Here is a 22644-nt window from a genome sequence, read left to right as displayed (position 1 = left end):
TAAATAACAAATAAAAATAAAATTAATAGAAATTAAATAGCGAAATGTGGACAAATGCACTAAGTTGACGGTGCCTGGCGGGCGAGCCCGCACGTCGGGTGCCCACTGCGCAAACGGCTCCCGCTCCCCACCCAACCAGCCCACGCCCCCCGGGGAGGCGGGAGCCGTTCTTTCCGAATCTCCGCTTCGGCTTCGCGTTTCCTGCAACGGCGCATGCGCGTGCTCGCGCGGAGCCGCGCGTCGTTCCGAAGATCTTCGATCCAGCCTTTTGGTGCCGATCAGGCGCTTACTTGCCGCGCCGCTTCACCTCGCGCACCGCGCCGCGCGCGGCGCTGGTAGTGAGCGCGGCGTAAGCCTGCAGCGCGGTGGAGACGTTGCGCTTGCGGTTGGCCGGCTGCCAAGCGGCATCGCCCTTCGCCTCCTCCGCAGCGCGGCGCTTGGCGAGCTCCTCGTCGGAGACCTCGAGGCTGATGCTGCGGTTCGGGATGTCGATGGCGATGCGGTCGCCGTCGCGCACGAGGCCGATGTTGCCGCCTTCGGCGGCTTCCGGCGACAGATGGCCGATGGACAGGCCGGACGAGCCGCCGGAGAAGCGACCGTCGGTGACGAGCGCGCAAGCCTTGCCGAGGCCCATCGATTTCAGATAGCTGGTCGGATACAGCATCTCCTGCATGCCGGGGCCGCCGCGCGGGCCTTCATAGCGCACCACGACGACCTCGCCGGCGACGACCTTGCCGCCCAGAATGCCTTCGACCGCCGCGTCCTGGCTTTCGAACACGCGCGCGGGGCCGGAGAATTTCAGGATCGAGGCATCGACACCGGCGGTCTTCACGATGCAGCCGTCCTGCGCGAGGTTGCCGTAGAGCACGGCGAGACCGCCGTCCTTGCTGAAGGCGTGTTCGAGGTCGCGCACGACGCCCTTCTCGCGATCGGCATCGAGCTCGTCGTAGCGTCGCTCCTGGCTGAAGGCGACTTGCGTCGGGATGCCGCCGGGCGAGGCGCGATAGAAGGTGCGCACCGTCTCGCTCTTGGTGCGCTTGATGTCCCAACGCTCCAGCGCCTCGTTCATGGTCGGCGCGTGCACGGTCGTAACAGAGGTGTCGATCAGCCCGGCGCGATCGAGCTCGCCGAGAATGCCCATGATGCCGCCGGCGCGGTGCACGTCCTCGACATGCACGTCGGCGACCGACGGGGCGACCTTGCAGAGCACGGGCACGCGGCGCGACAGCCGGTCGATGTCGCGCATGGTGAACTCGACCTGCCCTTCATGGGCGGCGGCAAGCAGATGCAGCACGGTGTTGGTCGAGCCGCCCATGGCGATGTCGAGCGTCATCGCATTCTCGAACGCCCTAGAGTTGGCGATGTTGCGGGGGAGCACGGATGCATCGTCCTGCTCGTAATAGCGGCGGACCAGGTCGACGATGGTGTGGCCGGCCTCGACGAACAGGCGCTTGCGGTCGGCATGGGTTGCGACCACCGAGCCATTGCCGGGCAGCGCGAGGCCGAGCGCCTCGGTCAGGCAGTTCATGGAATTGGCGGTGAACATGCCCGAGCAGGAGCCGCAGGTCGGGCATGCCGAGCGCTCGATCACCTTGACGTCGTCGTCGCTGACCTTGCTATCGGCCGCCGCCACCATGGCGTCGATGAGGTCGACGGCCTTGGTCTTGCCGGCCAGCTTGACCTTGCCGGCCTCCATCGGCCCGCCCGAGACGAACACGGCGGGGATGTTGAGCCTGAGCGCTGCCATCAGCATGCCCGGCGTGATCTTGTCGCAATTGGAAATGCAGACGAGGCCGTCGGCGCAATGCGCGTTGGCCATGTACTCGACGCTGTCGGCGATCAGTTCGCGCGACGGCAGGCTGTAGAGCATGCCGTCATGGCCCATCGCGATGCCGTCATCGACGGCGATGGTGTTGAACTCCTTGGCTACGCCGCCGGCCTGCTCGATCTCGCGGGCGACCAGCTGGCCGAGATCCTTGAGGTGGACGTGGCCGGGCACGAATTGGGTGAAGGAATTGACCACCGCGATGATCGGCTTGCCGAAATCGGCGTCCTTCATGCCGGTCGCGCGCCAGAGGCCGCGGGCACCCGCCATGTTGCGGCCGTGGGTGGTGGTGCGGGAGCGATAGGCTGGCATGGCGGTTTCCGTCCTCGGGTTTGCGGGCCGGGCGGGAAAATGTGGAGCCGCCTCAGGCCTTTCCGGCCGGATAGCGCACGGACCCGGCGGGCGCAACGGGAACTTGGGCTGGACAGGGCTCCTCTGCTCCCGGCGCGGGCTTTTTGTCGCCCGTCTTGCTCTCCGTCATTCCGGGGCGATGCGCAGCATCGAACCCGGAATCCATCGGGCGGCAGCACCCGCGGGACGATGGATTCCGGGTTCGCGCCTTTCGGCGCGCCCCGGAATGACGGTGGGGGCGTCGGCGCCTTACTGCAGCGTCGGATCCAGCCGGTCGCGCAGCCAGTCGCCGATGACGGAGACGGCCAGCGTGGTCACGACGATGGTGGTCGCCGGCGCCAGCATGATCCAGGGCGCGCGGGTCAGATATTCGCGGCCGTAGCCGACCATGTTGCCGAGGCTGGTCATCGGCGGCTGCACGCCGAGGCCGAGGAAGGACAGGCCGGATTCCATCAGGATCACCTCGGGGAAGACCAGGGTCGTCGAGACGATCAGGGTCGAGGCGATGTTGGGCAGGATGTGTCGGAGGTAGATCCGCGACGGCGTCGCGCCTAACTGGCGGACGGCGGCGGCGTAGCCTTGCGCATTGGCCGAGATGGCAAGGCCGCGTGCGATGCGGGCATAGCGTTCCCAGCCGAACAGGCCCATCAGGCCGATCAAGAGCGGCAGCGAATTGCCAAAGAAGGCGAGCACGGCCAGCGCCATGATCAGGAACGGCATGCTGGCCTGGAAGTCGGACAGCATCAGCACGAGCTGCTCGACGGCCCCACGAAAATGCGCGGCGAGGAAGCCCAGCGTGGTGCCTGCTACGGCCGAGATCGCGGTGGCGCCGAAGGCGATCAGCAGCGAGATGCGGATGGAAACGAGCAGCCGCGACAGCACGTCCCGGCCGAGCTCGTCGGTACCGAGCCAGTGCGCGGCGTTGCCGGGCGCAGCGAGTCGGTTGCGCAGGTCGAGCTGGGTGAAGCCGTAAGGCGCGATCTTCTCCGCGAAGGCCGCGATCAGGAGCATCGCGACGATCCAGCTGACCGCCAGCGCAACCGAGACCGGAATGGCCGGCAGGCTGATGCAGCGGCGGACAGACGTATCCTTCAGCGTCGCGTCGGTCATGCTTGGGCTCCCTTGCTGCGCAGGCGCGGATCGAGGAAGCCGTAGAGGAAGTCGACGATCAGGTTGGACGTCACCATGGTCATCGCAACCAGCAGCAGGATGCATTGCACGACCGCGAGATCGCGGTTGGCGACGGCGACGACGAGCAGGCGCCCTACTCCCGGCCAGGCGAACACGCTCTCGACCACGACGGCACCGGCGATCAGCGTGCCCACCATGAAGCCGAGAATGGTCACGGTCGGGATCGCCGCGTTCGGCAACGCATGCGAGGTCACCACCTTGCGCCACGGCACGCCTTTTGCGGAGGCGGTGCGGATATAGGGCTGGCCCAGCACCTCCAGCATGGCGCTCCGGGTGAAGCGCGCCAGCACCGCCGCGCCGCCGAGGCTGAGCGTTGCGATCGGCAGGATGGCGTGGCGCCAGCTGTCCTGTCCGCCCGAAGGCAGCCAGCCGAGCTGCACGGCGAAGACGAGCACCAGCAGCAGCGCCAGTACAAAGCTTGGGACGGTGAAGCCGGCGACCGCCGTCATCATCACGGCGCGGTCGATCCCCGAGCCCCGATGCAGCGCCGCGTAGATCCCGGCGGGAATGCCGAGTGCGACCTTGAAAAAGAACGCCGGCAGCGTCAGCGCCAGCGTCGCCGGGATGCGTTCGAGCACCAGCTCGATCGCGGGCCGGCCATCGCGCATGGAGCGGCCGAGCTCACCTTTGGCGATGGCGCCGAAATAGTCGAAATATTGGGCCCAGATCGGATCATCGAGGCCCCAGGCCTTGCGAAACGCCGCGAGCACCTCAGGCGGCGCCTCCGGCCCCAGGATCATCAGCGCGGGATCGCCCGACAGCCGCAACACGATGAAGGCGAAGGTGACGACGAGCACGATCGTGAGCGCGGCGCGTCCGATCCGAATGGCGAAATAACGTCCCATCACGCGGCGTCCCGTGTCGCAGCGCCGGTGACGAGATGGCAGGCGACCTGCCTGTCGCCGCCGACGGCGGACAGCGCCGGCACCTCGCTCGCACAGCGTGCGATCGCCCGCGGGCAGCGCGGATGGAAGGCGCAGCCGGTGGGGCGCGCGGCCGGGTTCGGCGGATCGCCTGCCAGAACGATGCGGCCCGCGCTGCGGCGGCCCGGCGCGGGCGAGGCCGAGACCAGCGCCTGGGTGTAGGGATGCTCGGGCCGCGCGAACAGATCGTCGGCGCTGCCGATCTCGACGATGCGGCCGAGATACATCACGGCGACGACATTGCTGATCTGCCGGACGACGCGCAGATCGTGGCTGATGAACAGCAGCGTCAGCGACAGCTGCGCCTGGAGATCGCAGAGCAGGTTCACCACCTGCGCCTGGATCGAGACGTCGAGCGCGCTGACCGGCTCGTCGCAAACCAGGAAATCCGGCTTCGTGGCGAGCGCCCGGGCCAGCACGATGCGCTGCCGCTGGCCGCCGGAGAGCGCGCCGGGATAACGCGCGCCATGCGCCGGCGTGAGCTCGACGGCGCGCAGCAGCTCGCGGACGCGCTCCTCGCGCATCGGGGGCGTGCCGAGGCCGTGAATGTCGAGCGGCTCGCGGATCTGCGTTGCGACCGGCAGCCGCCGGTCGAGCGCGCCGAGCGGATCCTGGAAGATCATCTGCACCCGCGCGCGCTGCGCGCGCCACGCCGTCGTCCCAGGCGCGGCCATCGGCTTGCCGTCGAACCGCACCTCGCCGCTGTCGGGCGGCTCGAGGCCGAGCACGATGCGCCCCGTGGTGGATTTTCCTGAACCGGATTCGCCGACGAGACCTAGCGTTTGGCCTCTGGCAATCCTCAGCGACACGCCGTCGACGGCATGCACGGCCGCAGCTCGCCCGAACATTCCGGACCGCATCGCATAGGTGCGCGAGATCGCGGAGACCTCGACGAGCGGCGGGCTCATTCGGCGGCAATCCCGAGCAGCGCGCGGCGCGAGGCCTCGGCGCGGATGCAGGCGACGCTGCGATCATCGGCGATCGGCGCCAGGCTCGGCGCCGCAAGTCCGCATGATTCCGCGACCAGCGCGCAACGCGGCGCGAAGGCGCAGCCGCCGGGCATGTGCGCGGGATCAGGCACCGTGCCGGGGATGGCGGTGAGGCGCCGCCGCGGACCATCGAGCGGGGGCAGCGCGCCGATCAACCCTTGCGCATAGGGATGCACGGGATCGGCGAACAGCTGGTTGCTCGGGGCCTGCTCGACGATGCGGCCGGCATACATCACGGCGACACGGTCGCAATTCTCCGCGACGACGCCGAGGTCGTGGCTGATCAGCACCATCGCCATGCCGAGCTCGCGGCGGACCGTGGAGAGCAGCTCCAGGATCTGGGCCTGAATGGTGGCATCGAGCGCGGTGGTCGGCTCGTCCGCGATCAGGAGATCGGGATTGCCGGCCAACGCCATCGCAATCATGATGCGCTGGACCTGTCCGCCCGAGAATTCATGCGGATAGGCCTCCAGCCGGCGGCTCGCATCGGGAATGCCGACGAGGTCGAGCAGCCGCCGCGCTTCCGCCTTCACGGCGTTGCCGGAGAGATTGCGATGAAGCGCCAGCGCTTCGCAGAGCTGCTTGCGGATGGTCAGCACCGGGTTGAGCGCGCTCGCCGGATCCTGGAAGATCATGGCGATGCGCCCGCCCCTGACCTGGTCGAGCTCGGCGGCCGGAGCGCCGAGAATCTGGCGCCCGTCGAGCCGCACCGAGCCCGAGACTTGCGCACGCCTCGGCAACAGGCCGAGTGCGGCCAGCCACGTCACCGACTTGCCGGAGCCGGACTCGCCGACGAGGCCGATGGCCTCGCCCTTTTGCAAGGTAATATCGACGCCGCGCAGGACCGGCACGCCATTGAAGGCGACGCGCAAGTCCTCGATGCTGACCAGCGGGGGCACCTTCAGACCTCGAAATTGCCGGCGCGGAAATCCATCGCGAAGGCGGGCGCCGCCTTCCACTTGATCGATTTCGGCTTGGCCGTGAAGGTCGCGTTCTGGTGCAGCACCGTGTAGGCGGGATCTTCGCGCTCGGCGATCTCCAGCATGCGGCGGAACGCCTTCTTGCGTGCCGCGCGGTCGGTCGACGTCTCCAGGAATTCGGAGAGCGTATTCAGCTCGGCGTTGGTCCATTCGCCGATCTGCTGCTGCTGGCCGTTCGGGCCGTGCTGGGCGACCAGCGACGACACCGGATCGTTGAACGCGGCCGAGTTCGACCAGTCGCGCACGGCGCGGGTCGGCGCGCGCTCCATGATCTGCGACCAGTTCTCCTTGGTCTCGATCTGCACATTGAGGCCGACCGACTTCCACATCTCGACCAGGATCTGCGCGGTCGCGACCTGGTTGGTGTAGTAATTGTTGAGCAGGCGGTACGGGATCGGGTCGCCCTTGTAATTGGCCTGCTTGAGCAGATCCTGCGCCAGCTTGGGATCATAGGCCGGTACGCTCCAGTCGGCGTTGAACATGTCGCCGTAGAATTCCCATTGCAGGCCCTTCGGCACGCGGGTGCGGCCGGCCCACAGGCTGTCGACAATCGCCTGGCGGTCGATCGCATGGGTGAAGGCGCGCCGCACAAGCGGATTGGCGAGCACGGCATGGTTCTTGTCGAACACGGTGAGGCGGTGATTTTGAATCGTGCCGCCCTGCACCTCGAACGCGGAATTCTTCTCGATGCCGGCGATCTGGTCCGGCGGGATGTCGCAAGCGAATTGGTATTCGCCCGAGAGCAGCCCGTTGATGCGGCTGGCGACTTCGGGCACTTCGAGGAAGCGGATGCGCTTGAGCGGCGGCCGGCCGCCCCAATATTCGTCGTGGGCTTCCAGCGTCAGCGAGACGTCGGGCTTGAGCTCCACGACCTTGTAGGGGCCGGTCGTCACCGGCTTTCGGGCCCAGTCGAGATAGCTTGCCGCCTCTTCCCAGGCACGGCGGTTCATGATGTCCGAGCCGTAGCGCGACAGCCGGCCCTCGATGGTGACGTCGGGCGTCGCGTTGTAGAAGCGCACCGTGTACTTGTCGACGGCATCGACGCGCACCAGGTCCGGCCAGATGCGGCGGGCGACCGCGGGGACGTCCGGCGGCAACTCCTTGCCCGGGCGCGGCGTCGGGATCTTCTCGAACGCCTTGATGGTGGAGCGGTTCTTGGCCTCGGTCTCGCCGAACATGCGCTCGCGGCTGAAGGTGAACACGACGTCTTCCGCCGTCAGCTCGTCGCCGTTGTGGAACTTGACGCCCTGGCGCAGCTTCGCCTCGACCGTCTGGTCGTCGATGCGGCGCCATTCGGTGGCAAGGCCCGGCACGGCTTCGAGATTGCCGCGCCAGTTCTTCGAGATCAGGCCTTCCCAGATCGAGGAGAAGAACACGCGCTCGCCGACATTGGACTGCTCGCGCAGCACGTCGAGCACGTTCGCATTGGTGACCTTCTGCACCGCGATCGTCACTGATGGACGGTTGTCGGCTTGCGCGATGGCAAAGCGCGGCAGCAGCAACGTGCCTGCGGCGGCGCCGCCGGATTTCAGGATGGTGCGACGGGTGAGCTTGCTCATGAGGATGACCCCTGCCCTTGGTGATGTCGGTTATTCGGCGAGACCGAGCGCGGCGAGATGCGCCGCGCCCTTGCGGACGTCGTCGTGATTGCGGAGTTCGAGGATCAGCCGCGGATTTGAAGTCAGCCGGCCAAGTGCGCGGAACACGGCCACCCAGGGAATGTTGCCTTCGCCCGGCGCCCAGTGCCGGTCGGCAAAGCCGTCGGTGTCCTGCAGGTGCACATGCGTCAGCATGTCGCCGGCGGTCTCGACGTAATAATCGACCGGCGGCGCGCCGGTGGAGATGTGGGCATAGTTGGCGTGTCCGGTGTCGAGCGAGACCCGGACCTTGCTGCTTTCCAGCGCCTTGGCGAGCCGCACGCGGTCGCGCGGGTCCTTGTCCTCGATGTTCTCGATGACGATCTCGCAGCCGATCGTCTCGGCACGCGCGATCACCTCGGCCAGCGTCGCCTTGACGCGCTCGACGATATTGGCGCGGTTGTCCGGATAGAGATCGAGATTGTTGTGGTCCCAGGTCGTGAACGGCGAGTGGATCACCATCTGCGTGGCGCCGAGGAACTCGGCGGCCTCCAGCCCCTGGAGCAGACGCTTGGTCACGGCCTGGCGGATCATCGGATCGTGGCTGTCGATCTTGAAGCCCCAGAACGGGCCGTGGATGCCGAGCCGGCCGGTGTGACCGGAAAGCATCTGCTTGATCTCGCCGGCGGTTGCGCGCCAGTCGCTATCGAGCAGATCGGCGCGGAAGAAGTCCTGGACTTCAAGATCGCGCTGCTTTTCGAGAAGCCAGTCGCGATGCGCAGGGATCGATTTGATGGACAATGCGGCGCCCAGCACCGGCTTCGACATGGCATGCTCCTTCGTCGTCAGCGATGACGGAGAGCAGCGCTAGACCAGTTCAATGACAGGCCGGTGAAATCCGTCTTCGGCAGCGCGGACGAGATGTGGACATCTCCTGCCCGCGCGCGTTGGCGAGTGAGGCAGCGGCGATCGGTGCGAGAGATGCTCAACGGGCACATGGCAAGCGCTATCGTGTCCGTAGTGATCCGGAATGGAATCCTAGCCGACCTTCGCGTACATCGCGGGACATCGATCGGCGGCCACTTCCATGGGCATCACCCTCTGATCGCGCTACATGGGGTTGGGGGACCACATGGGGCGGGGGATTGAAGGCTGGGGCAAGGTGACGAGGTCCGGACTCCTAGGCACTCCGGACCTCGAAACTTTTTAGATTGAACGCAGCAACGCGCCGTCCGGTGGGCATCCGGGCGGCGCGTTGTCGTTTCAGCGCCTCTTTTGTTTCGGCGCTTAGCGCGTCTGCGGCTCGATCGTCACCGTGCAGTCGCCCTGCCCTTGCGTCGCGACCACGATATTCCCCGCGGCAGTGCCGAGCGCAATCGGCGCGGACGAGCCGCCGCCGGGCATCTGAACCGTCACGCTCAGGGAATCCGTGCGCGCGGTCGAGCCAACGGTCGAAGGTTCCGCCTGGGCCACATTGCCCGAGGCATCACGCCGCATGATCTGGCAGTTCACATTGCTTCCGCCGGCTGCCGCCATGCTCGACGACGCGCTGCCGCCCATCTGCGCGCGGGCGCGCGACGGATCGCGCGGCACCTGGCTGACGATGCGATGGGTGCGCGGCTCCACGATGACGACGTCGTCCTCCGTGGCAAAGTACTCGTAGTCCCGATATTGCGGCTCGATCGAGATGATCTCGGGCGGAAGCCGATGGAGACGCACGCGCGAGGGAATGGTCTCGCCGACCCGGATCGAGATGTTCAGATTGCGCTCCGGCTGCGCGAGGCGCGCGCGGCTCACGGTTTCGGAGATCCGCACCTGCCTCTCGGTCGTCACCTGGGCCTGCTGATTGACCTGCGTGTTGGTCTGCGTGGTCTGGTTGGCCTGATTGGTTTGTGTGCCCATGGAGCCGGGCGCGGTCTGTGCATTGTTGGTCGGAGCCGTGCGGCTGGTATCCGTCGCGGTGGCCGGCCGGTTGTTCTGTTGCGCCGGCGGCTGCTGCTCGGCGGCATTGCGCGGCGGCTGGCTCTGGTTGCGCTCGTTCTGGTTGGCTGTCGCTCCCGCCCGCTCGTTCTGCTGGCCAGCCGCGCCCGCCGGCCCCGTCTTGGATTTCTCGGACTCTGCGGTTGATTTCTGCGGCGCAGACTTGTCCTGCCTGGTATCGGCGCTGCTCTTGCTGTCGCGTCCCGGCTTGGTGCTCTCCGCCTCCCGGTTGCGATCACGCGAAGGTTCGCGAGATTCTTGTGCCTGATCCTTCCCCTTCGGCTGATTGCGCTCGGCAGAACTGGCCGGCTGGCGCTTGTCGTCGTTCGCCTCCTGCTTGGCAGCGCCGCCCTTCTCTTCGCGGCCCGCGCCCTGCAGTCGTTCTTGAGCGCCCTGCGCGCGCTCCTGAACACGTTCCTGGGCTCCGCCGCGCTGCGGACCGGCGCCCTTCGCCGGTTCCTCGGTCCGTCTTGGTTCGTCCCTGCGCTCGCCGGGCGCCTGGGCGTAGGCAACTCCGGAAGCAAGCATCAGTCCGATAGCAGCAGTCGATAACATCAAGTGCCGGCGCATGATCCCTCTCCTCGAAAATCACAACAACAGACGCGAACGTTCTGTGGGTGCGAAGGTTCCTGAGCAGGAACGAGGACGGATCAGGCCTACATCGCGTCCCTCAGTGTGAGGCGAGCCGTGAATGTCACCGTGGTTTTGCCGACCAGCGCCATGCCTTTGACTTCCGCACCCCCGGGAAAATAGACGCCGGAAAAGCCGCAGGTGACCTCCCGGCCGCCGAATGCGAGCGTCCTGCCGACCGCCTCGGTGTGCTGGTTGACGATCATGTCGCCCCGCCACTTGCCGTTACGGAAGGTGTAGCTGCCGGTGTAGTAGAAGTAGCTGTCGCCGCCCATGATGCGGCCGTCGCAGAGCACGACCACGCCCCTGGCCTGCCCACGCTTGCCGTCCCGCATCTCGATGTCGAAGATGTAGAGGCCGTTGACGACCCGGGCCTCCTCACCCGCTTCCGCCTCATCGCCAGCCGTCATCCGATCATCCCACCCGATCCGCTGCTCCGATCAGTTCGGTACGTTCCGCTCGAGATCCTCGAGCCATGCCGCCGCGCTTGAATCCGAGGGCGCGCGCCAGTCGCCGCGTGGCGACAGCGCGCCGCCGGCCGAGACCTTCGGCCCGTTCGGCATGGCCGAGCGCTTGAACTGGCTGAAGGCGAAGAAACGGCGCAGGAACACGTCCAGCCAGCGGCGGATCTCCGGCAGATCATAGGCCTTGCGCCGGTCGCTCGGGAATGCCGGCGGCCATTCCCCCTTGGCAACGTCCTTCCACGCCTGGAGCGCCATGAAGGCGATCTTGGACGGCCGCATGCCGAAGCGCAGCGTATAGAACAGGTTGAAATCCTGCAGCTCGTAAGGTCCGACGGACGCTTCCGTGCTCTGCGGCTTCGCGCCGGCCTCGACCGGCACGAGCTCGGGCGAGATTTCGGCGGCCAGGATCGATCCGAGCGTCCGATTGACGTCGTCGCTGAACTGTTTGGAGGAGATCACCCAGCGGATCAGATGCTGGATCAGCGTCTTCGGCACGCCGGCGTTGACGTTGTAATGCGCCATCTGGTCGCCGACACCATAGGTGCACCAGCCGAGCGCAAGCTCGGAGAGATCGCCGGTCCCGATCACGATGCCGCCGTGATGGTTGGCGAGCCGGAACAGATAGTCCGTGCGCAGGCCCGCCTGCACGTTCTCGAAGGTGACGTCGTAGACCTTCTCGCCCTTGCCGAAGGGATGGCCGATATCCTTTAGCATCTGCGTCGCCGTGGTGCGGATGTCGAGCTCCTGCCAGCTCGTCTGCAGCGCCTTCATCAGGGCGAGCGCGTTGGTCTTGCTCTCGCTGCCGGTCGCAAAGCCCGGCATGGTGTAGGCCAGGATGTTGTCGCGCGGCAGGCCGAGCAGGTCGACCGCCTTGGCGGCGACGATCAGGGCATGGGTGGAATCGAGCCCGCCCGAGACGCCGATCACGACGCGCTTGGTGCCGGTGGCGCGCATGCGCTGCACCAGCCCGGCGACCTGGATGTTGTAGGCCTCGTAGCAGTCCTGCTCGAGCAGGGTCTCATCGCTCGGCACGAACGGAAAGCGCTCGACCTTGCGCAGGAAGCCGATATCGGCCGCCGGCGGCTTCAGGGCAAATGTCACCTTGCGGAAAAATGCCTCGCGCTGCCGCCTGTTGTCGTCGAACGTTCCCATCAGCGCGCGTTCCTGCCTGAGCAGGTCGAGATCGACGTCGGCCAGCGTGATCTGGCCGCCCTGGCGGAACCGCTCGCCCTCAGCCAGCAGCACGCCGTTCTCGTAGATCGAGGTCTGGCCGTCCCAGGCGAGATCGGTGGTGGATTCCCCGGCCCCGGCTGCGGAATAGACGTAAGCTGCGAGGCAGCGCGCCGAGGTCGATTGGCACAGCAGCGCGCGCGAGCGCGCCCGGCCGATCGTGATCGGACTGCCCGAGAGGTTGATCAGCACGCTCGCGCCCGCAAGCGCGAGCTCCGAGGCCGGCGTCACCGGGATCCACATGTCCTCGCAGATCTCGACGCCGATGGTGAGGCCTGGAACGTCCTCGGCCGCGAACAGGAGATCCACGCCGAACGGCGCGTGCATGCCGCCAAAGGCGATGGTCTCGCCGGCGATGCCGGCGCCGGAGGCGAAATGCCGTCCCTCGTAGAACTCGCGATAGGTCGGCAAGTAAGATTTCGGCACGACGCCGAGGACGTTGCCGCGATGAATGACGACGGCGCAGTTGTAGATGCGATTGCCAAAGCGCAGCGGCGCCCCGACGATCAGGACCGTCATCAGCCCAGCGGAGGCCTCAACGATCCCTGCGAGCCCGCGCTCGACCGCATCGAGCAGCGGATCCTGCTTCACCAGGTCCTCGATGGCATAACCGGACAGGCACAGCTCGGGAAACACGGCAACCGCGACCGACTGCTCATGGCAGGCATTGGCCGCCGCCAGGACGGCTTTCGCGTTGGCCGTGGGATCGGCGACGTGGGAGGTGGTCACGCAGGCCGCCACGCGCGCAAATCCATGGGCGTAAATCGAGTGGAAAGTCATCGAGCGCAGTACCCTTAAGTCTCTTGCCGGCGGCCGCCGCCGTCAGCTCCGGTCATATGTAGCCCATCGATCTGGCCCCGTGCAGGCCATCCGGCATCATGCATAACGGATTTGCGCCTCGGCCGGTCCTATGCCCGCGAGCTCAGGCGCTGCGGGCCAGCACGCCGGGCAGATCGCTGCGCAGCCACCCGGCGATCCGGGGCCAGGCGTGCGCATGGGTGCGCGCGCCCATGAACAGGCCGAGATGGTTGCTGGGCTCGGACGCTGCCGCGATGAAGGCAGGTGCCGTGCCGACGAGGCCGGCCGTGGCGAGCGCTTGCGTCGCCGGCACCACATCGTCGTCGAGCCCGGCGAGCAGGAAGATCGGCGCCCTGACGTCCTTCAGATCGATCGGGCGGCCGAGCGCGACGAAACTGCCCTCGGCGATCCGGTTCTTCCGGAAAATCGCGTTGACGATCTCGAGATAATAAGTGCCCGGCAGGTTGAGCGTCTCGGCGTTCCAATGGTCGAACCGCGCCAGCAGCTCAGTGCCCTGCTCGTCCGAGACATCCCGCTGCAATGCCGCCACGATAGCGTCGTGGTCAGGCGCTTTGGACCAGAAGCGCAGCATCTCCTCGCCGCTGACATTGCCGCCGCCGCGCGCGACGAGCTGGTCATAGACCAGCTCGGGTGCGTTACGGGCGAGCCGGGACAGCGAGGACTCGATCGACAGGTCCACGGGAGCACCGACGAGAACCAGCCGCCGCACCTTGGCTGGAAAGCGCGCGGCATAGAGCAGCGACAGCCATCCGCCCTGGCACAGCCCGACGAGATCGACCGGAGCGCCGATCTCGTCGATGGCGACGTTGAGATCGCCGAGATAGCTGTCGATCGAGAGATAGCGCATGTCCGGTGTCGCCGACCGCCAGTCGGTGAGATAAACCCGGTCGATGCCGCCATTCTGCAGCGACTGCACCACGCTGTGGCCTGGGGCGAAATCGGCGATCAGGGCCCGGTGCAGCGCATAGGGCGCGCAGACCAGCGCCGGCTGGCCGGACCGGGTCTGCGAGCAATCGCGCAAGCGCACCGTTGCGAGCTCCAGCGCAACGCGGCTCGGCGTCGTCCATGGCAGGCTGCTGTCACCCTGTTTCTCGGGTGCCCGCTCCAGCCACCAGAAGCAGGCATCCATGGCGAGCTGCGCCGCCGCAAACGGCCAGAGCCGCGGATCATCGGGAGCCTGCCCTGGCCCGCGTGGCGGTTTGGCGGTCTTGTCCACCATGGCTACCTCGACATCCTCACAAAAAAGCCTCGAGGCTCACGACAGCAATGCCGAGGTCCCGAAAACTCCGATGGGTCGCCGCGACCGAGCCGTCTAGATCGATGCCGCGACAGGCATCCTCGATGACGGCGACTTCCAGCCCCGCCTTGCGCGCATCTTCCGCCGAGAAGCGGACGCAGAAGTCCAGCGCCAGGCCGGCGACAAAGACGGTCTTCAGCTCGCGTTCGCGCAAATAACCCAGCAGCCCGGTCGGTGTCCGATGGTCGTTCTCGAACAACGCCGAATAGGAATCGATGCCGCGGCGAAAGCCCTTGCGCACGACGAGGCTCGCCCGCGTCACGTCGAGATCGCGGTGAAATTCCGCGCCGGCCGTGCCCTGCACGCAATGCGTCGGCCAGAGCACCTGCGGTCCGTAGTCGAGCTCGATGGTCTGGAACGGCTGCTTGCCGGCATGGTTCGGCGCGAACGAGGCGTGGTCGCTCGGATGCCAGTCCTGCGTCAGCACCACATTGGCGAATTTTTGGGCGATCCTGTTGATGGCGGGGACGACCTTCTCGCCACCGGGAACGGCGAGCGCCCCACCGGTGCAGAAGTCGTTCTGTACGTCGATCACCAGCAGCACGTCGCGGTCGGAAATCTTCATCGCCGTCCCATTCGATCTGCCGGGCGCGAGGGCACCGGGCGAGCCAGCTCAGTGTCGGCCTTCCCGCGCTGCTTCGCAACCACTGGCGCGCGCGGCAGCTGCGCGAATTGGTCAGTGCAAGCCGCCACGATGCAACGGTTTGACCTCGTCCGTGTTGACTAGGCGCACCCAAGGGCAGATTCTCGCACCGCCCGCGCCAGGCGGATCGGGTCGAAGGAGCGGAGGACAGGGCTGCCAGGGCCTGAAGGTCGTGGCGGCGATGAGGCCATGAATATCGGCAAGACCGGAAAAATTCTTCTCGCCGATATCGGCGGCACCAATGCGCGCTTCGCGCTGAGCCCGAGCGGTCAGACCGGACCGATCGACTATGTCAAGGTCGCGGACTTCCCGACCGTCCGAGAAGCCATCGCGGACGTGCTGGCGCGCCGGTCGAACGGCGAGCAGCCCCATCGCGCGGTGCTGGCCGTGGCAGGTCCCGTCACCAACAATCGCTGCGTCATGACCAACAGCCCCTGGGTCATCGACGGCAACGAGCTGCAGGGCGCGCTCGGCTTCGACAGCGTCCATGTGCTGAACGATTTCGAGGTGGTGGCCTGGTCCCTGCCCGCCTTGGAGTCTTCCGACCTGGTCCCGCTCGGCGGCGGCGACGGCTTGCCCGGAGAGCCGTTGCTGGTCGTGGGGCCCGGAACCGGATTTGGTGTCTCCTGCCTGGTCGACCGCCATGGTTCGCGATTGGCCGTCGTCACTGAGGCCGGACATGCGACCCTGCCGGCCGAGAACGAGCGCGAGGAGCGCGTGATTGCCTGCTTGCGCCGGCGCCTCGGCCATGTCTCCATCGAGCGCGGCGCCCTCTCGGGTTCCGGGCTGCAGAACCTCTACGAGGCGCTGGCCGAGATTGACGGCGTTCAGGTGCCGCATCGCGATGCCGCCGCGATCACCAAGGCTGCGCTGGAGAACAGCTGTCCGGTCAGCCGCGCGACGCTGGAGATGTTTTGCGCCATCCTCGGCTCGGTCGCCGGCAATCTCGCGGTGACTTTCGGCGCCCGCGGCGGCGTCTATATTGCCGGCGGAATCGTGCCGCGCTTCCGCGAGTTCCTCGCCGCCTCCGCGTTCCGGGCGCGCTTTGAAGCCAAGGGACGGTTTCAGGACTATTTGCGCAATATCCCGACCAGGCTCGTGATCAAGCCCGATGCGAGCTTCCTCGGCCTGACGATGTTTGCCGAGCACAATCCCGGCTGAGGGCGACCTCCGCGCGGCGAGTTCCCCTCATGCACAGCTGATTCAGCCTACCGGCGGTTCCACGCAGGTTCGTGCTTGCCTGCGTGTTCCCGATGAGAAACAATCTCCCCGTGTGTGGCGTAGTTGCGGGGGCGTGACATGCGTAAGCAGGATCCGGGTTTCGACTATCATCGCTATCACCGCCTGTTGCGCGAAGCGGACAGCGAAGACAAGCGGCTGGCGCTCATCGAGCTCCTGATCGAGGAAAAGGCCCGCGATCAGCTGGCTGCCCAGCGCGCTTCGGACCGCGCGGCCATGACGGCTCACACCATTGCCAGGGTGCTGAGGAACGGCCGCACCCCTGCCGGTTGAGCCCCTCTCCGGCCATGCGCCAAAGGCGCGATCGGTCAGCTCGGGATTTTGGCTGACGGCTCGGGAAACATCGAATCGATCATTGCCTTGAGCTGATCCATCGCGATCGGCTTGCGCAGGATCGGCCTGCGCCGGAGCAAGGACGGCAGCAGTTCCGGACCGTAGCCTGTGGCGAACAGAAACGGCTTTCCGCGACGTTCGATCAGGTCGGCGACGGGATCGACATAGACGCCCATCAGATTGATGTCGAGGATGGCCAGATCGTACTGCGCGGTCATGGCAAAGGCGCTGGCGTCGCGCACATTGTCTGCCTCCGCAACGACGTGGTGGCCGAGCTCCTCCACCATGTCGGCGATCATCATCCGGATCAACGCCTCGTCTTCGACCAGGAAAACGGAGAGTCCGTCCGCCATATCAACCCCGCAATCAGCCTTGCGAAGCTAAGCATAACCGAATTGCGCTGTGGATACACGAATTCGTGGCGGCGTTAATTCAGACGCGCCCGAACCGATTCAACTTGATCAATCCAGCCCACGCTCGTGGCTGAGGTGCACCATCTCCTGGATGAACACCTGCTTCTGCTTGTCGTCGAGGCTCGAAAAGAGCGGCTCGGCGGCGTCGGCGACGTTGCGCTGATCGGCGGCGCGATCGATCAGAAACTGGGCCTCGTTGCGCATCTGCTCGATGATGTCGTCGGGCGGATCGCGCTTGGCGCGCGCAATCCGCAGGTTGAGCCGCTCTGCGCCATTATGCCCGAGGTAGTGCATCGCGCTCGAGAATCCGTACCAGTGCTTCTCCTGATCCGGCGTGAGGTTCAGCTGGCTCTTGATCCGCTCGATGTAGGAATCGCTGTTGGCGACGATCTGCTCGGCGGTCAGCTGCGGCGCGCCGGGCTGAGTCAGAACCGTGACTTCCTTGTTGTCCTTGCCCTTGTTGTCCTGCGGCGCGTTCTTCGCCTCCTTGGTCGCCTTGGCGCCCTTGCCCTTGGCGCTCTTGGCGTCCTTGTCCTTGGCCCCGCCCGGCTGCTTGGAATCCTTGGCCGTGTCCTTGCCGGCCTCCTTGGGCGGCGGCGCCTGATTGCTATTGTTGCCGACGCCGAGCACGCCGGTGAAGACGCCGACCACGCCGCCGATGGCGCCGCCGAGCACGCCACCGACCGGACCTGCCGCCTTGTTTCCGGCCGCTGCGCCTTCCTGAACGCCCTTGACGAGACCTTGCGCATTCGCCACCGCGGCTGCCCCGAGCAACAGCGCGAGCACGGATCCCAGCGCAAGGCATCGCCGCAGGTGAAGCCGCGCGGGTAGCGCCGGTTTGATCATTCTCGTCTCCATCATCGATCTGGCCTGTCAGCGGGAGTCAGCCACTAGGCGCAACTCTATCGTTTCCGCCGCTTCGAGGTCCAGACGCGGCCGATTGCTGTCCACGCCCGAAAAGTCTTTCACGCGAAGCGTTTATCCAAACTGCGGCGTAAATGCGCACGACAGCGTTTGAGACCGTTTGGCGCGAAGTGTGCGTCGCAAAAAACACCGTGCGCCGCGCCTGCAGCCGCATCGCTCGCCACGCATTGCGACGTTTCCGGGCACACCATTAGTTTTAGACGCCAAGCCATTCGGCTTTCTCGACAGATGCGATCAATCATGATCTGATCGCGCTACCAATTTGCCGCGACCTGCGTGAATTGCCTCACGCCTGCCGACGGCACCAACAAGAAAATCGAGCAACAAGAACTCAAGAAAGAAGTCTCAGAGGAAACTCCAACAACAACACCCAAGCGAGGAAACGAGATGTCACGCAAGACACTGACGCGACGTCAATTTGTGGCTGCCACTGCAATGTCCTCCGCGGCGCTGATCTCGGCGCCCTATGTCCGGGGCGCTTACGCCGCCGGCAAGCTATCGATCGGCTTCTGGGACCATTGGGTGCCGAATGCCAACGACGCCTCCACCGCCATGGTCAAAGCATGGGGCGAAAAGGAGAAGGTCGACGTCTCGATCGACTACATCACCAGCAACAACAACAAGATCCAGCTCACGGTCGCTGCCGAGGCACAGGCGAAATCCGGCCACGACATCCTGCAGATGCCGACCTGGTGGCCGCACGCCTACTCTGAAAATCTAGAGCCGGTGAACGACGTCATGGAGCCGCTCATCAAGCAGAACGGCGAGGTCAACGGCACCGTCAAATATCTCGGCCAGGCCGGCGGCAAGTGGCTCGCCGTTCCCGCAATCCCGGGAAGCCAGATCAAGGGGCCCTGCTCACGCATCGATCTGATGAAGAAGCATGCCGGCATCGACGTGCAGGAATTGTACCCTGCCGGCGCGCCCGCAAAGGCGGACAATTGGACGTTGGAGACCTTCCTCAAGGCGGCCGAGGCCTGCCACAAGGGCGGCGTGCCATTCGGGATCGGCCTCGGCGAAACCACTGACAGCGTCGACACCGCAGGCGCGATCTTCCAGTCGTTCGGTGCCGAGCTCGTCAACGCCAAGGGCGACGTCACGGTGAAGACCGATGCCGTTCGTCAGGCGCTCGAATATTACAAGAAGCTGATCGCCTTCCTGCCGCCGGACGCTCCGTCCTGGGACGATGCCTCCAACAACAAATGGCTGATCTCGGGCCGCGGCGCGATGATCCTGAATCCGCCGAGCGCCTGGGCGGTCGCCAGGCGCGACGCGCCGCAGATCGCCGAGCAGTGCTGGACCCACGGCATGCCGTCCGGGCCCAAGGGCCGCTTCGCACCCTACCTGCCGTACTTCTGGGGTCTCTGGAGCTTCAGCAAGAACAAGGAAGCGGCCAAGAGCCTCCTCACCTACCTGTCGCAGCCGTCGTCGATCGAAAAGTTCGTCGCGGCGAGCGGCGGCTACGATCTGCCCGCCTACGCCAACATGACGACGCTGAAGACCTGGGCCGAGGAAGCGCCGCCGAAGGGGACGCTGTATCACTATCCGAATCCCAACAATCATCAGACGCTGTCGATCGCGGCGTCTCCGGCGCCGCCCAAGATCGCGCAGCAGATCTACTTCCAGGCGACGTTGACCAAGATGGCGCTGCGCTATGCGCAGGGCGAAAAGATGGAGGCCACGCTCGCCTGGGCCGAAGGCGAGTGCGAGGGCTTCATGCGGAGTTGATGCCGGGCGTGTGCCAGGCGGTTCACGCTCGAGGCGTGAGCCGCCACGCATCGCGTGCCGCCAATCGAGGAAGCCGGCCGACCGGGCCGGCTTCGCCAGTCGACAATTTCCGAGAAAGCTACGCCATGGCCGATGTCGTCGTTGAGCAAGGTCAAGCGGTCCGTGCGGCGCGCGCGCGCAAGCCGGCCAGCCTTCGCAATGTCCTGGGACGAAAATCGACGGTCGCGTTCTTCCTGACGCTGCCGCTGATCCTGCTGATAGCACTTCTGGTGCTCTATCCCGCCGTCTACTCCGTCCATCTTGCGACGCTGAACAAGTCGATGCAGAAGTTCGTCGGTTTCGGCAACTTCCTGTTCCTGTTCAAGCGCGACACCTTCTGGATGGTGGTGAAGCAATCCTGCATCTTTGCCGTCACGGCCGTGTTCTTCAAGGCGCTGATCGGATTCATCGTCGCCCATTTCGTGCACAACATTCCGGCCAAGGGGCAGCGCAAATGGCGCGGCATGCTGCTGGTGCCCTGGGTGATCCCGCCGGCGATGAGCACGCTGGCCTGGCTGTGGCTGTTCGACCCCTCCTACAGCGCCTTCAACTACACGCTCTCGTTCTTCGGCATCGGCCCGATCAACTGGCTCGGCGACAATGTCTGGGCGCGCTTTTCCGTCATCCTCGTCAACATCTGGTACGGCGCGCCGTTCTTCATGATCATGTATCTGGCCGCGCTGAAATCGGTGCCGGACCAGCTCTACGAGGCCGCGGCGATCGACGGCGCCAATTGGTGGCAGAAGATCTGGTACATTACGCTGCCGATGATGCGGAACATCATCGCGATCACGGCGCTGTTCTCGCTGATCGTGACCTTCGCCAATTTCGACATCGTCCGCATCCTGACCTCGGGCGGCCCGCTCGACCAGACGCATATCTTCGCCACCTGGGCTTTCAAGGTCGGCATCGAAGGCAGCGACATTCCGCTCGGCGCCAGCGTCTCGCTGTTCATGGTGCCGATCCTCGCCATCGCAGCGATTTTCATCCTGCGCGATGTCTCCAAACGCGGGAATGAAGCCTGATGAGCACGCTTGCAATCGACAAGGCCGGACCGTCGCGCAAGGTCAAGTATGGCAGCATGAGCCGGGACCGCGCCTGGGCGCTGGGCTGGTCCTATTTCTTCCTGGTGCTGTTCGCGATCTTCTTCCTGACGCCGCCGATCTACATGCTGATCACCTCGCTCAAGAGCAGCGCGGAGATATCGGCGGCGACCAATCCCTGGTGGGTGTTTCACCCCACCTTGTCGAACTATGTCGAGCTCCTGACCTCCAACCAGTTCCTGCGCTTCTTCTGGAATTCGTCGATCGTATCGCTCGCCGTCGTCCTCGTGACCATGCTGATCAGCGTTCCCGCGGCATTCGCGCTGGCACGCATGAAGTTCTGGGGCTCGACGACGCTGGCAACCGGCGTCTTCCTCACCTACCTCATCCCGGACAGCCTGTTGTTCATCCCGCTGTTCAAGATGCTGGCGTTGGTCCAGGACTACACCGGCATCACGCTGCTCAACAGATGGTACGTGCTGCTGTTCATCTATCCGACCCTGACGGTGCCGTTCTGCACCTGGATCATGATCGGCTATTTCGCCTCGATCCCGAAGGAGCTCGATGAAGCCGCGCTGATCGACGGCGCCTCCTGGCTGCAGACGCTGACACGGATCTTCATCCCGGTGGCGCTGCCCGGGCTGATCGCCGCGACCATCTTCGCCTTCACGGTGTCCTGGGCGCAGTTCCTCTATCCCCTGGTGTTCACGACGTCGGTCGACCAGCTCGTGCTGCCGGTGGGCATCACCACCACCCTGATCAAGGGCGACGTCTTCAACTGGGGACAGATCATGACCGGCGCGCTGCTCGGCGCCGCGCCGCCGCTGATCATCTACGCATTCCTGATGGACTACTACATTGCCGGCCTGACCGCCGGCGCGACAAAGGGTTGATGACGAGGAGCTGAAGTTCGATGGCTGACGTTGCTTTGCGGAAGGTTGTCAAGCGTTACGACGATGTCGAAGCCGTGCGCGGCATCGACCTCGACATCGCCGACCATGAGTTCATCGTGCTGGTCGGCCCCTCCGGCTGCGGCAAGTCGACCACGCTGCGCATGATCGCGGGCCTCGAGGACATCAGCGACGGCGACATCATGATCGGCGGCGACGTCGTCAACGACGTGCCGCCGAAGGACCGCGACATCGCCATGGTGTTCCAGAACTACGCGCTGTATCCGCACATGACGGTCGCCGAGAACATGTCGTTCGGGCTGCGCCTCAAGCACTACCCCAAGGCCGAGATCAAGGCCCGGGTGACCGAAGCCGCCCGGCTTCTCGACATCACCGACCTGATCGACCGCAAGCCGAAGCAGCTCTCCGGCGGCCAGCGCCAGCGCGTCGCCATGGGCCGCGCCATCGTGCGCAATCCCAAGGTCTTCCTGTTCGACGAGCCGCTGTCCAACCTCGACGCCAAGCTGCGCGTTCAGATGCGGATCGAGATCAAGAAGGTGCACCAGAAGGTGCGCACCACCACGGTCTACGTCACCCACGACCAGGTCGAGGCGATGACGCTGGCCGATCGCGTCGTCGTCATGAACAAGGGCAAGATCGAGCAGATCGGCACGCCGAACGAGCTCTATCACAAGCCGGCGACGCGCTTCGTGGCGGGCTTCATCGGCTCGCCCGCGATGAACTTCATCCCGTGCCGGCTCGAGGATGTCGGCGGCACGCTTCAGCTCCGCCTCACCGACCGCATCGCCTTCGCGCTGCCGCCGGCCCGCGCCGCGCGCTACAACGCGCTGTCGCGCACCGACAAGCTGCTGCTCGGCATCCGGCCCGAGCATCTTACCGAGTCGCATGCGCATCTTGCGCCGGGGGTCGAGACGTTCGACACCGTGCTCGACGTCACCGAGCCGATGGGGATGGAGACGCTGGTCTATTTCGGGCTCGACGGCACGCCGGTCTGCGGCCGCGTCGATCCCAATGCCGGCGCCAAGGACGGGGCACCCATGCGCCTGGCGATGGACCTCAACAACATGCACCTGCTAAATGAGGAGACCGGCGTCGTGCTGTGACGCCGCCTTAAA

20 protein-coding genes are annotated in these 22644 nt (G+C 65.6%); 6 read left to right on the top strand and 14 right to left on the bottom strand.

From position 1 onward, the window contains the following. Positions 1-286 precede the first annotated feature (286 nt). The 12 genes from ilvD to pncA form a co-directional block, all read right to left on the bottom strand. The gene (gene ilvD, locus ACNJYA_RS19460) at positions 287-2137 is read right to left on the bottom strand and encodes a dihydroxy-acid dehydratase (protein ID WP_439400566.1); all 1851 of its coding nucleotides are present in this window, start codon (positions 2135-2137) and stop codon (positions 287-289) included. A gap of 288 nt (positions 2138-2425) precedes the next feature. Next, positions 2426-3286, bottom strand: coding sequence for an ABC transporter permease (locus ACNJYA_RS19455; RefSeq protein ID WP_212257090.1), 861 nt, complete (start codon positions 3284-3286; stop codon positions 2426-2428). Beyond that, positions 3283-4212 (bottom strand): ABC transporter permease, encoded by a 930-nt coding sequence (locus ACNJYA_RS19450; protein WP_212257091.1) that lies wholly within the window; start codon positions 4210-4212, stop codon positions 3283-3285. Before ACNJYA_RS19450 ends, ACNJYA_RS19455 begins: the two co-directional genes overlap by 4 nt. Continuing rightward, entirely contained in the window at positions 4212-5198 is a 987-nt protein-coding gene (locus tag ACNJYA_RS19445) for an ABC transporter ATP-binding protein (RefSeq protein ID WP_212257092.1), read from the bottom strand. The genes ACNJYA_RS19450 and ACNJYA_RS19445 overlap by 1 nt, the downstream gene beginning before the upstream one ends. After that, on the bottom strand, positions 5195-6178 hold the full coding sequence (locus ACNJYA_RS19440; protein ID WP_439400565.1) for an ABC transporter ATP-binding protein: 984 nt from the start codon (positions 6176-6178) through the stop codon (positions 5195-5197). The genes ACNJYA_RS19445 and ACNJYA_RS19440 overlap by 4 nt, the downstream gene beginning before the upstream one ends. Positions 6179-6180: 2 nt before the next feature. Next, the gene (locus ACNJYA_RS19435) at positions 6181-7818 is read right to left on the bottom strand and encodes an ABC transporter substrate-binding protein (RefSeq protein WP_439400564.1); all 1638 of its coding nucleotides are present in this window, start codon (positions 7816-7818) and stop codon (positions 6181-6183) included. 30 nt (positions 7819-7848) lie between these two features. Continuing rightward, positions 7849-8664, bottom strand: coding sequence for a sugar phosphate isomerase/epimerase family protein (locus ACNJYA_RS19430; RefSeq protein WP_439400563.1), 816 nt, complete (start codon positions 8662-8664; stop codon positions 7849-7851). 459 nt (positions 8665-9123) lie between these two features. Further along, the gene (locus ACNJYA_RS19425) at positions 9124-10386 is read right to left on the bottom strand and encodes a DUF1236 domain-containing protein (protein WP_439400562.1); all 1263 of its coding nucleotides are present in this window, start codon (positions 10384-10386) and stop codon (positions 9124-9126) included. Positions 10387-10472: 86 nt separating this feature from the next. Continuing rightward, complete coding sequence (locus ACNJYA_RS19420; RefSeq protein ID WP_439400561.1) at positions 10473-10856, bottom strand: GrlR family regulatory protein; 384 nt, start codon at positions 10854-10856, stop codon at positions 10473-10475. Between the two features lie 30 nt (positions 10857-10886). Further along, positions 10887-12920, bottom strand: a complete 2034-nt coding sequence (locus ACNJYA_RS19415; RefSeq protein ID WP_439400560.1) for an NAD(+) synthase — start codon at positions 12918-12920, stop codon at positions 10887-10889. 142 nt (positions 12921-13062) lie between these two features. After that, a complete protein-coding gene (locus ACNJYA_RS19410; protein WP_439400559.1) occupies positions 13063-14178 on the bottom strand; it encodes an alpha/beta fold hydrolase in 1116 nt (371 codons plus the stop codon). Positions 14179-14194: 16 nt separating this feature from the next. After that, the gene (gene pncA, locus ACNJYA_RS19405) at positions 14195-14821 is read right to left on the bottom strand and encodes a bifunctional nicotinamidase/pyrazinamidase (protein WP_172789625.1); all 627 of its coding nucleotides are present in this window, start codon (positions 14819-14821) and stop codon (positions 14195-14197) included. A 267-nt stretch (positions 14822-15088) separates the two neighbouring features. Between pncA and glk the strand changes: the two genes are divergently transcribed. Together glk and ACNJYA_RS19395 are read left to right on the top strand one after the other, a co-directional pair. After that, a complete protein-coding gene (gene glk / locus ACNJYA_RS19400; RefSeq protein WP_172789624.1) occupies positions 15089-16060 on the top strand; it encodes a glucokinase in 972 nt (323 codons plus the stop codon). 138 nt (positions 16061-16198) lie between these two features. Continuing rightward, the gene (locus tag ACNJYA_RS19395) at positions 16199-16411 is read left to right on the top strand and encodes a hypothetical protein (RefSeq protein WP_172789623.1); all 213 of its coding nucleotides are present in this window, start codon (positions 16199-16201) and stop codon (positions 16409-16411) included. 35 nt (positions 16412-16446) lie between these two features. On the opposite strand, the gene ACNJYA_RS19390 is transcribed toward ACNJYA_RS19395, so the two are convergent. Together ACNJYA_RS19390 and ACNJYA_RS19385 are read right to left on the bottom strand one after the other, a co-directional pair. Beyond that, the gene (locus ACNJYA_RS19390; RefSeq protein WP_172789622.1) at positions 16447-16824 is read right to left on the bottom strand and encodes a response regulator; all 378 of its coding nucleotides are present in this window, start codon (positions 16822-16824) and stop codon (positions 16447-16449) included. A 108-nt stretch (positions 16825-16932) separates the two neighbouring features. Then, positions 16933-17730 carry a Spy/CpxP family protein refolding chaperone gene (locus tag ACNJYA_RS19385; protein WP_172789621.1) on the bottom strand — a complete coding sequence of 266 codons (798 nt, stop codon included), beginning with the start codon at positions 17728-17730 and terminating at the stop codon, positions 16933-16935. A 465-nt stretch (positions 17731-18195) separates the two neighbouring features. Between ACNJYA_RS19385 and ACNJYA_RS19380 the strand changes: the two genes are divergently transcribed. The 4 genes from ACNJYA_RS19380 (at position 18196) to ACNJYA_RS19365 (ending at position 22632) form a co-directional block, all read left to right on the top strand. After that, positions 18196-19536: an ABC transporter substrate-binding protein gene (locus tag ACNJYA_RS19380; protein ID WP_172789620.1), complete on the top strand. Its 1341-nt coding sequence runs from the start codon at positions 18196-18198 to the stop codon at positions 19534-19536. A 125-nt stretch (positions 19537-19661) separates the two neighbouring features. Continuing rightward, entirely contained in the window at positions 19662-20600 is a 939-nt protein-coding gene (locus tag ACNJYA_RS19375) for a carbohydrate ABC transporter permease (RefSeq protein WP_172789619.1), read from the top strand. Beyond that, entirely contained in the window at positions 20600-21511 is a 912-nt protein-coding gene (locus ACNJYA_RS19370; protein WP_439400558.1) for a carbohydrate ABC transporter permease, read from the top strand. Before ACNJYA_RS19375 ends, ACNJYA_RS19370 begins: the two co-directional genes overlap by 1 nt. 20 nt (positions 21512-21531) lie before the next feature. After that, the gene (locus ACNJYA_RS19365; RefSeq protein ID WP_439400557.1) at positions 21532-22632 is read left to right on the top strand and encodes an ABC transporter ATP-binding protein; all 1101 of its coding nucleotides are present in this window, start codon (positions 21532-21534) and stop codon (positions 22630-22632) included. Positions 22633-22644 lie beyond the last annotated feature (12 nt).

The sequence above is a fragment of the Bradyrhizobium sp. BLXBL-01 genome (genome assembly GCF_051853025.1).
In the GTDB taxonomy this organism is placed as follows: Bacteria; Pseudomonadota; Alphaproteobacteria; order Rhizobiales; family Xanthobacteraceae; genus Bradyrhizobium.
The sequence above is the reverse complement of the archived record's forward strand: the minus strand, read 5'-3'. Positions and strand labels throughout refer to the sequence as shown.

Bases quoted from the DNA above. Each gene is read 5' to 3' on its own strand.
- ilvD (WP_439400566.1), bottom strand. From the start codon at position 2,137: ATGCCAGCCTATCGCTCCCGCACCACCACCCACGGCCGCAACATGGCG.
- ACNJYA_RS19455 (WP_212257090.1), bottom strand. From the start codon at position 3,286: ATGACCGACGCGACGCTGAAGGATACGTCTGTCCGCCGCTGCATCAGC.
- ACNJYA_RS19450 (WP_212257091.1), bottom strand. From the start codon at position 4,212: ATGGGACGTTATTTCGCCATTCGGATCGGACGCGCCGCGCTCACGATC.
- ACNJYA_RS19445 (WP_212257092.1), bottom strand. From the start codon at position 5,198: ATGAGCCCGCCGCTCGTCGAGGTCTCCGCGATCTCGCGCACCTATGCG.
- ACNJYA_RS19435 (WP_439400564.1), bottom strand. From the start codon at position 7,818: ATGAGCAAGCTCACCCGTCGCACCATCCTGAAATCCGGCGGCGCCGCC.
- ACNJYA_RS19430 (WP_439400563.1), bottom strand. From the start codon at position 8,664: ATGTCGAAGCCGGTGCTGGGCGCCGCATTGTCCATCAAATCGATCCCT.
- ACNJYA_RS19425 (WP_439400562.1), bottom strand. From the start codon at position 10,386: ATGCGCCGGCACTTGATGTTATCGACTGCTGCTATCGGACTGATGCTT.
- ACNJYA_RS19420 (WP_439400561.1), bottom strand. From the start codon at position 10,856: ATGACGGCTGGCGATGAGGCGGAAGCGGGTGAGGAGGCCCGGGTCGTC.
- ACNJYA_RS19415 (WP_439400560.1), bottom strand. From the start codon at position 12,920: ATGACTTTCCACTCGATTTACGCCCATGGATTTGCGCGCGTGGCGGCC.
- ACNJYA_RS19410 (WP_439400559.1), bottom strand. From the start codon at position 14,178: ATGGTGGACAAGACCGCCAAACCGCCACGCGGGCCAGGGCAGGCTCCC.
- pncA (WP_172789625.1), bottom strand. From the start codon at position 14,821: ATGAAGATTTCCGACCGCGACGTGCTGCTGGTGATCGACGTACAGAAC.
- glk (WP_172789624.1), top strand. From the start codon at position 15,089: ATGAATATCGGCAAGACCGGAAAAATTCTTCTCGCCGATATCGGCGGC.
- ACNJYA_RS19395 (WP_172789623.1), top strand. From the start codon at position 16,199: ATGCGTAAGCAGGATCCGGGTTTCGACTATCATCGCTATCACCGCCTG.
- ACNJYA_RS19390 (WP_172789622.1), bottom strand. From the start codon at position 16,824: ATGGCGGACGGACTCTCCGTTTTCCTGGTCGAAGACGAGGCGTTGATC.
- ACNJYA_RS19385 (WP_172789621.1), bottom strand. From the start codon at position 17,730: ATGATCAAACCGGCGCTACCCGCGCGGCTTCACCTGCGGCGATGCCTT.
- ACNJYA_RS19380 (WP_172789620.1), top strand. From the start codon at position 18,196: ATGTCACGCAAGACACTGACGCGACGTCAATTTGTGGCTGCCACTGCA.
- ACNJYA_RS19375 (WP_172789619.1), top strand. From the start codon at position 19,662: ATGGCCGATGTCGTCGTTGAGCAAGGTCAAGCGGTCCGTGCGGCGCGC.
- ACNJYA_RS19370 (WP_439400558.1), top strand. From the start codon at position 20,600: ATGAGCACGCTTGCAATCGACAAGGCCGGACCGTCGCGCAAGGTCAAG.
- ACNJYA_RS19365 (WP_439400557.1), top strand. From the start codon at position 21,532: ATGGCTGACGTTGCTTTGCGGAAGGTTGTCAAGCGTTACGACGATGTC.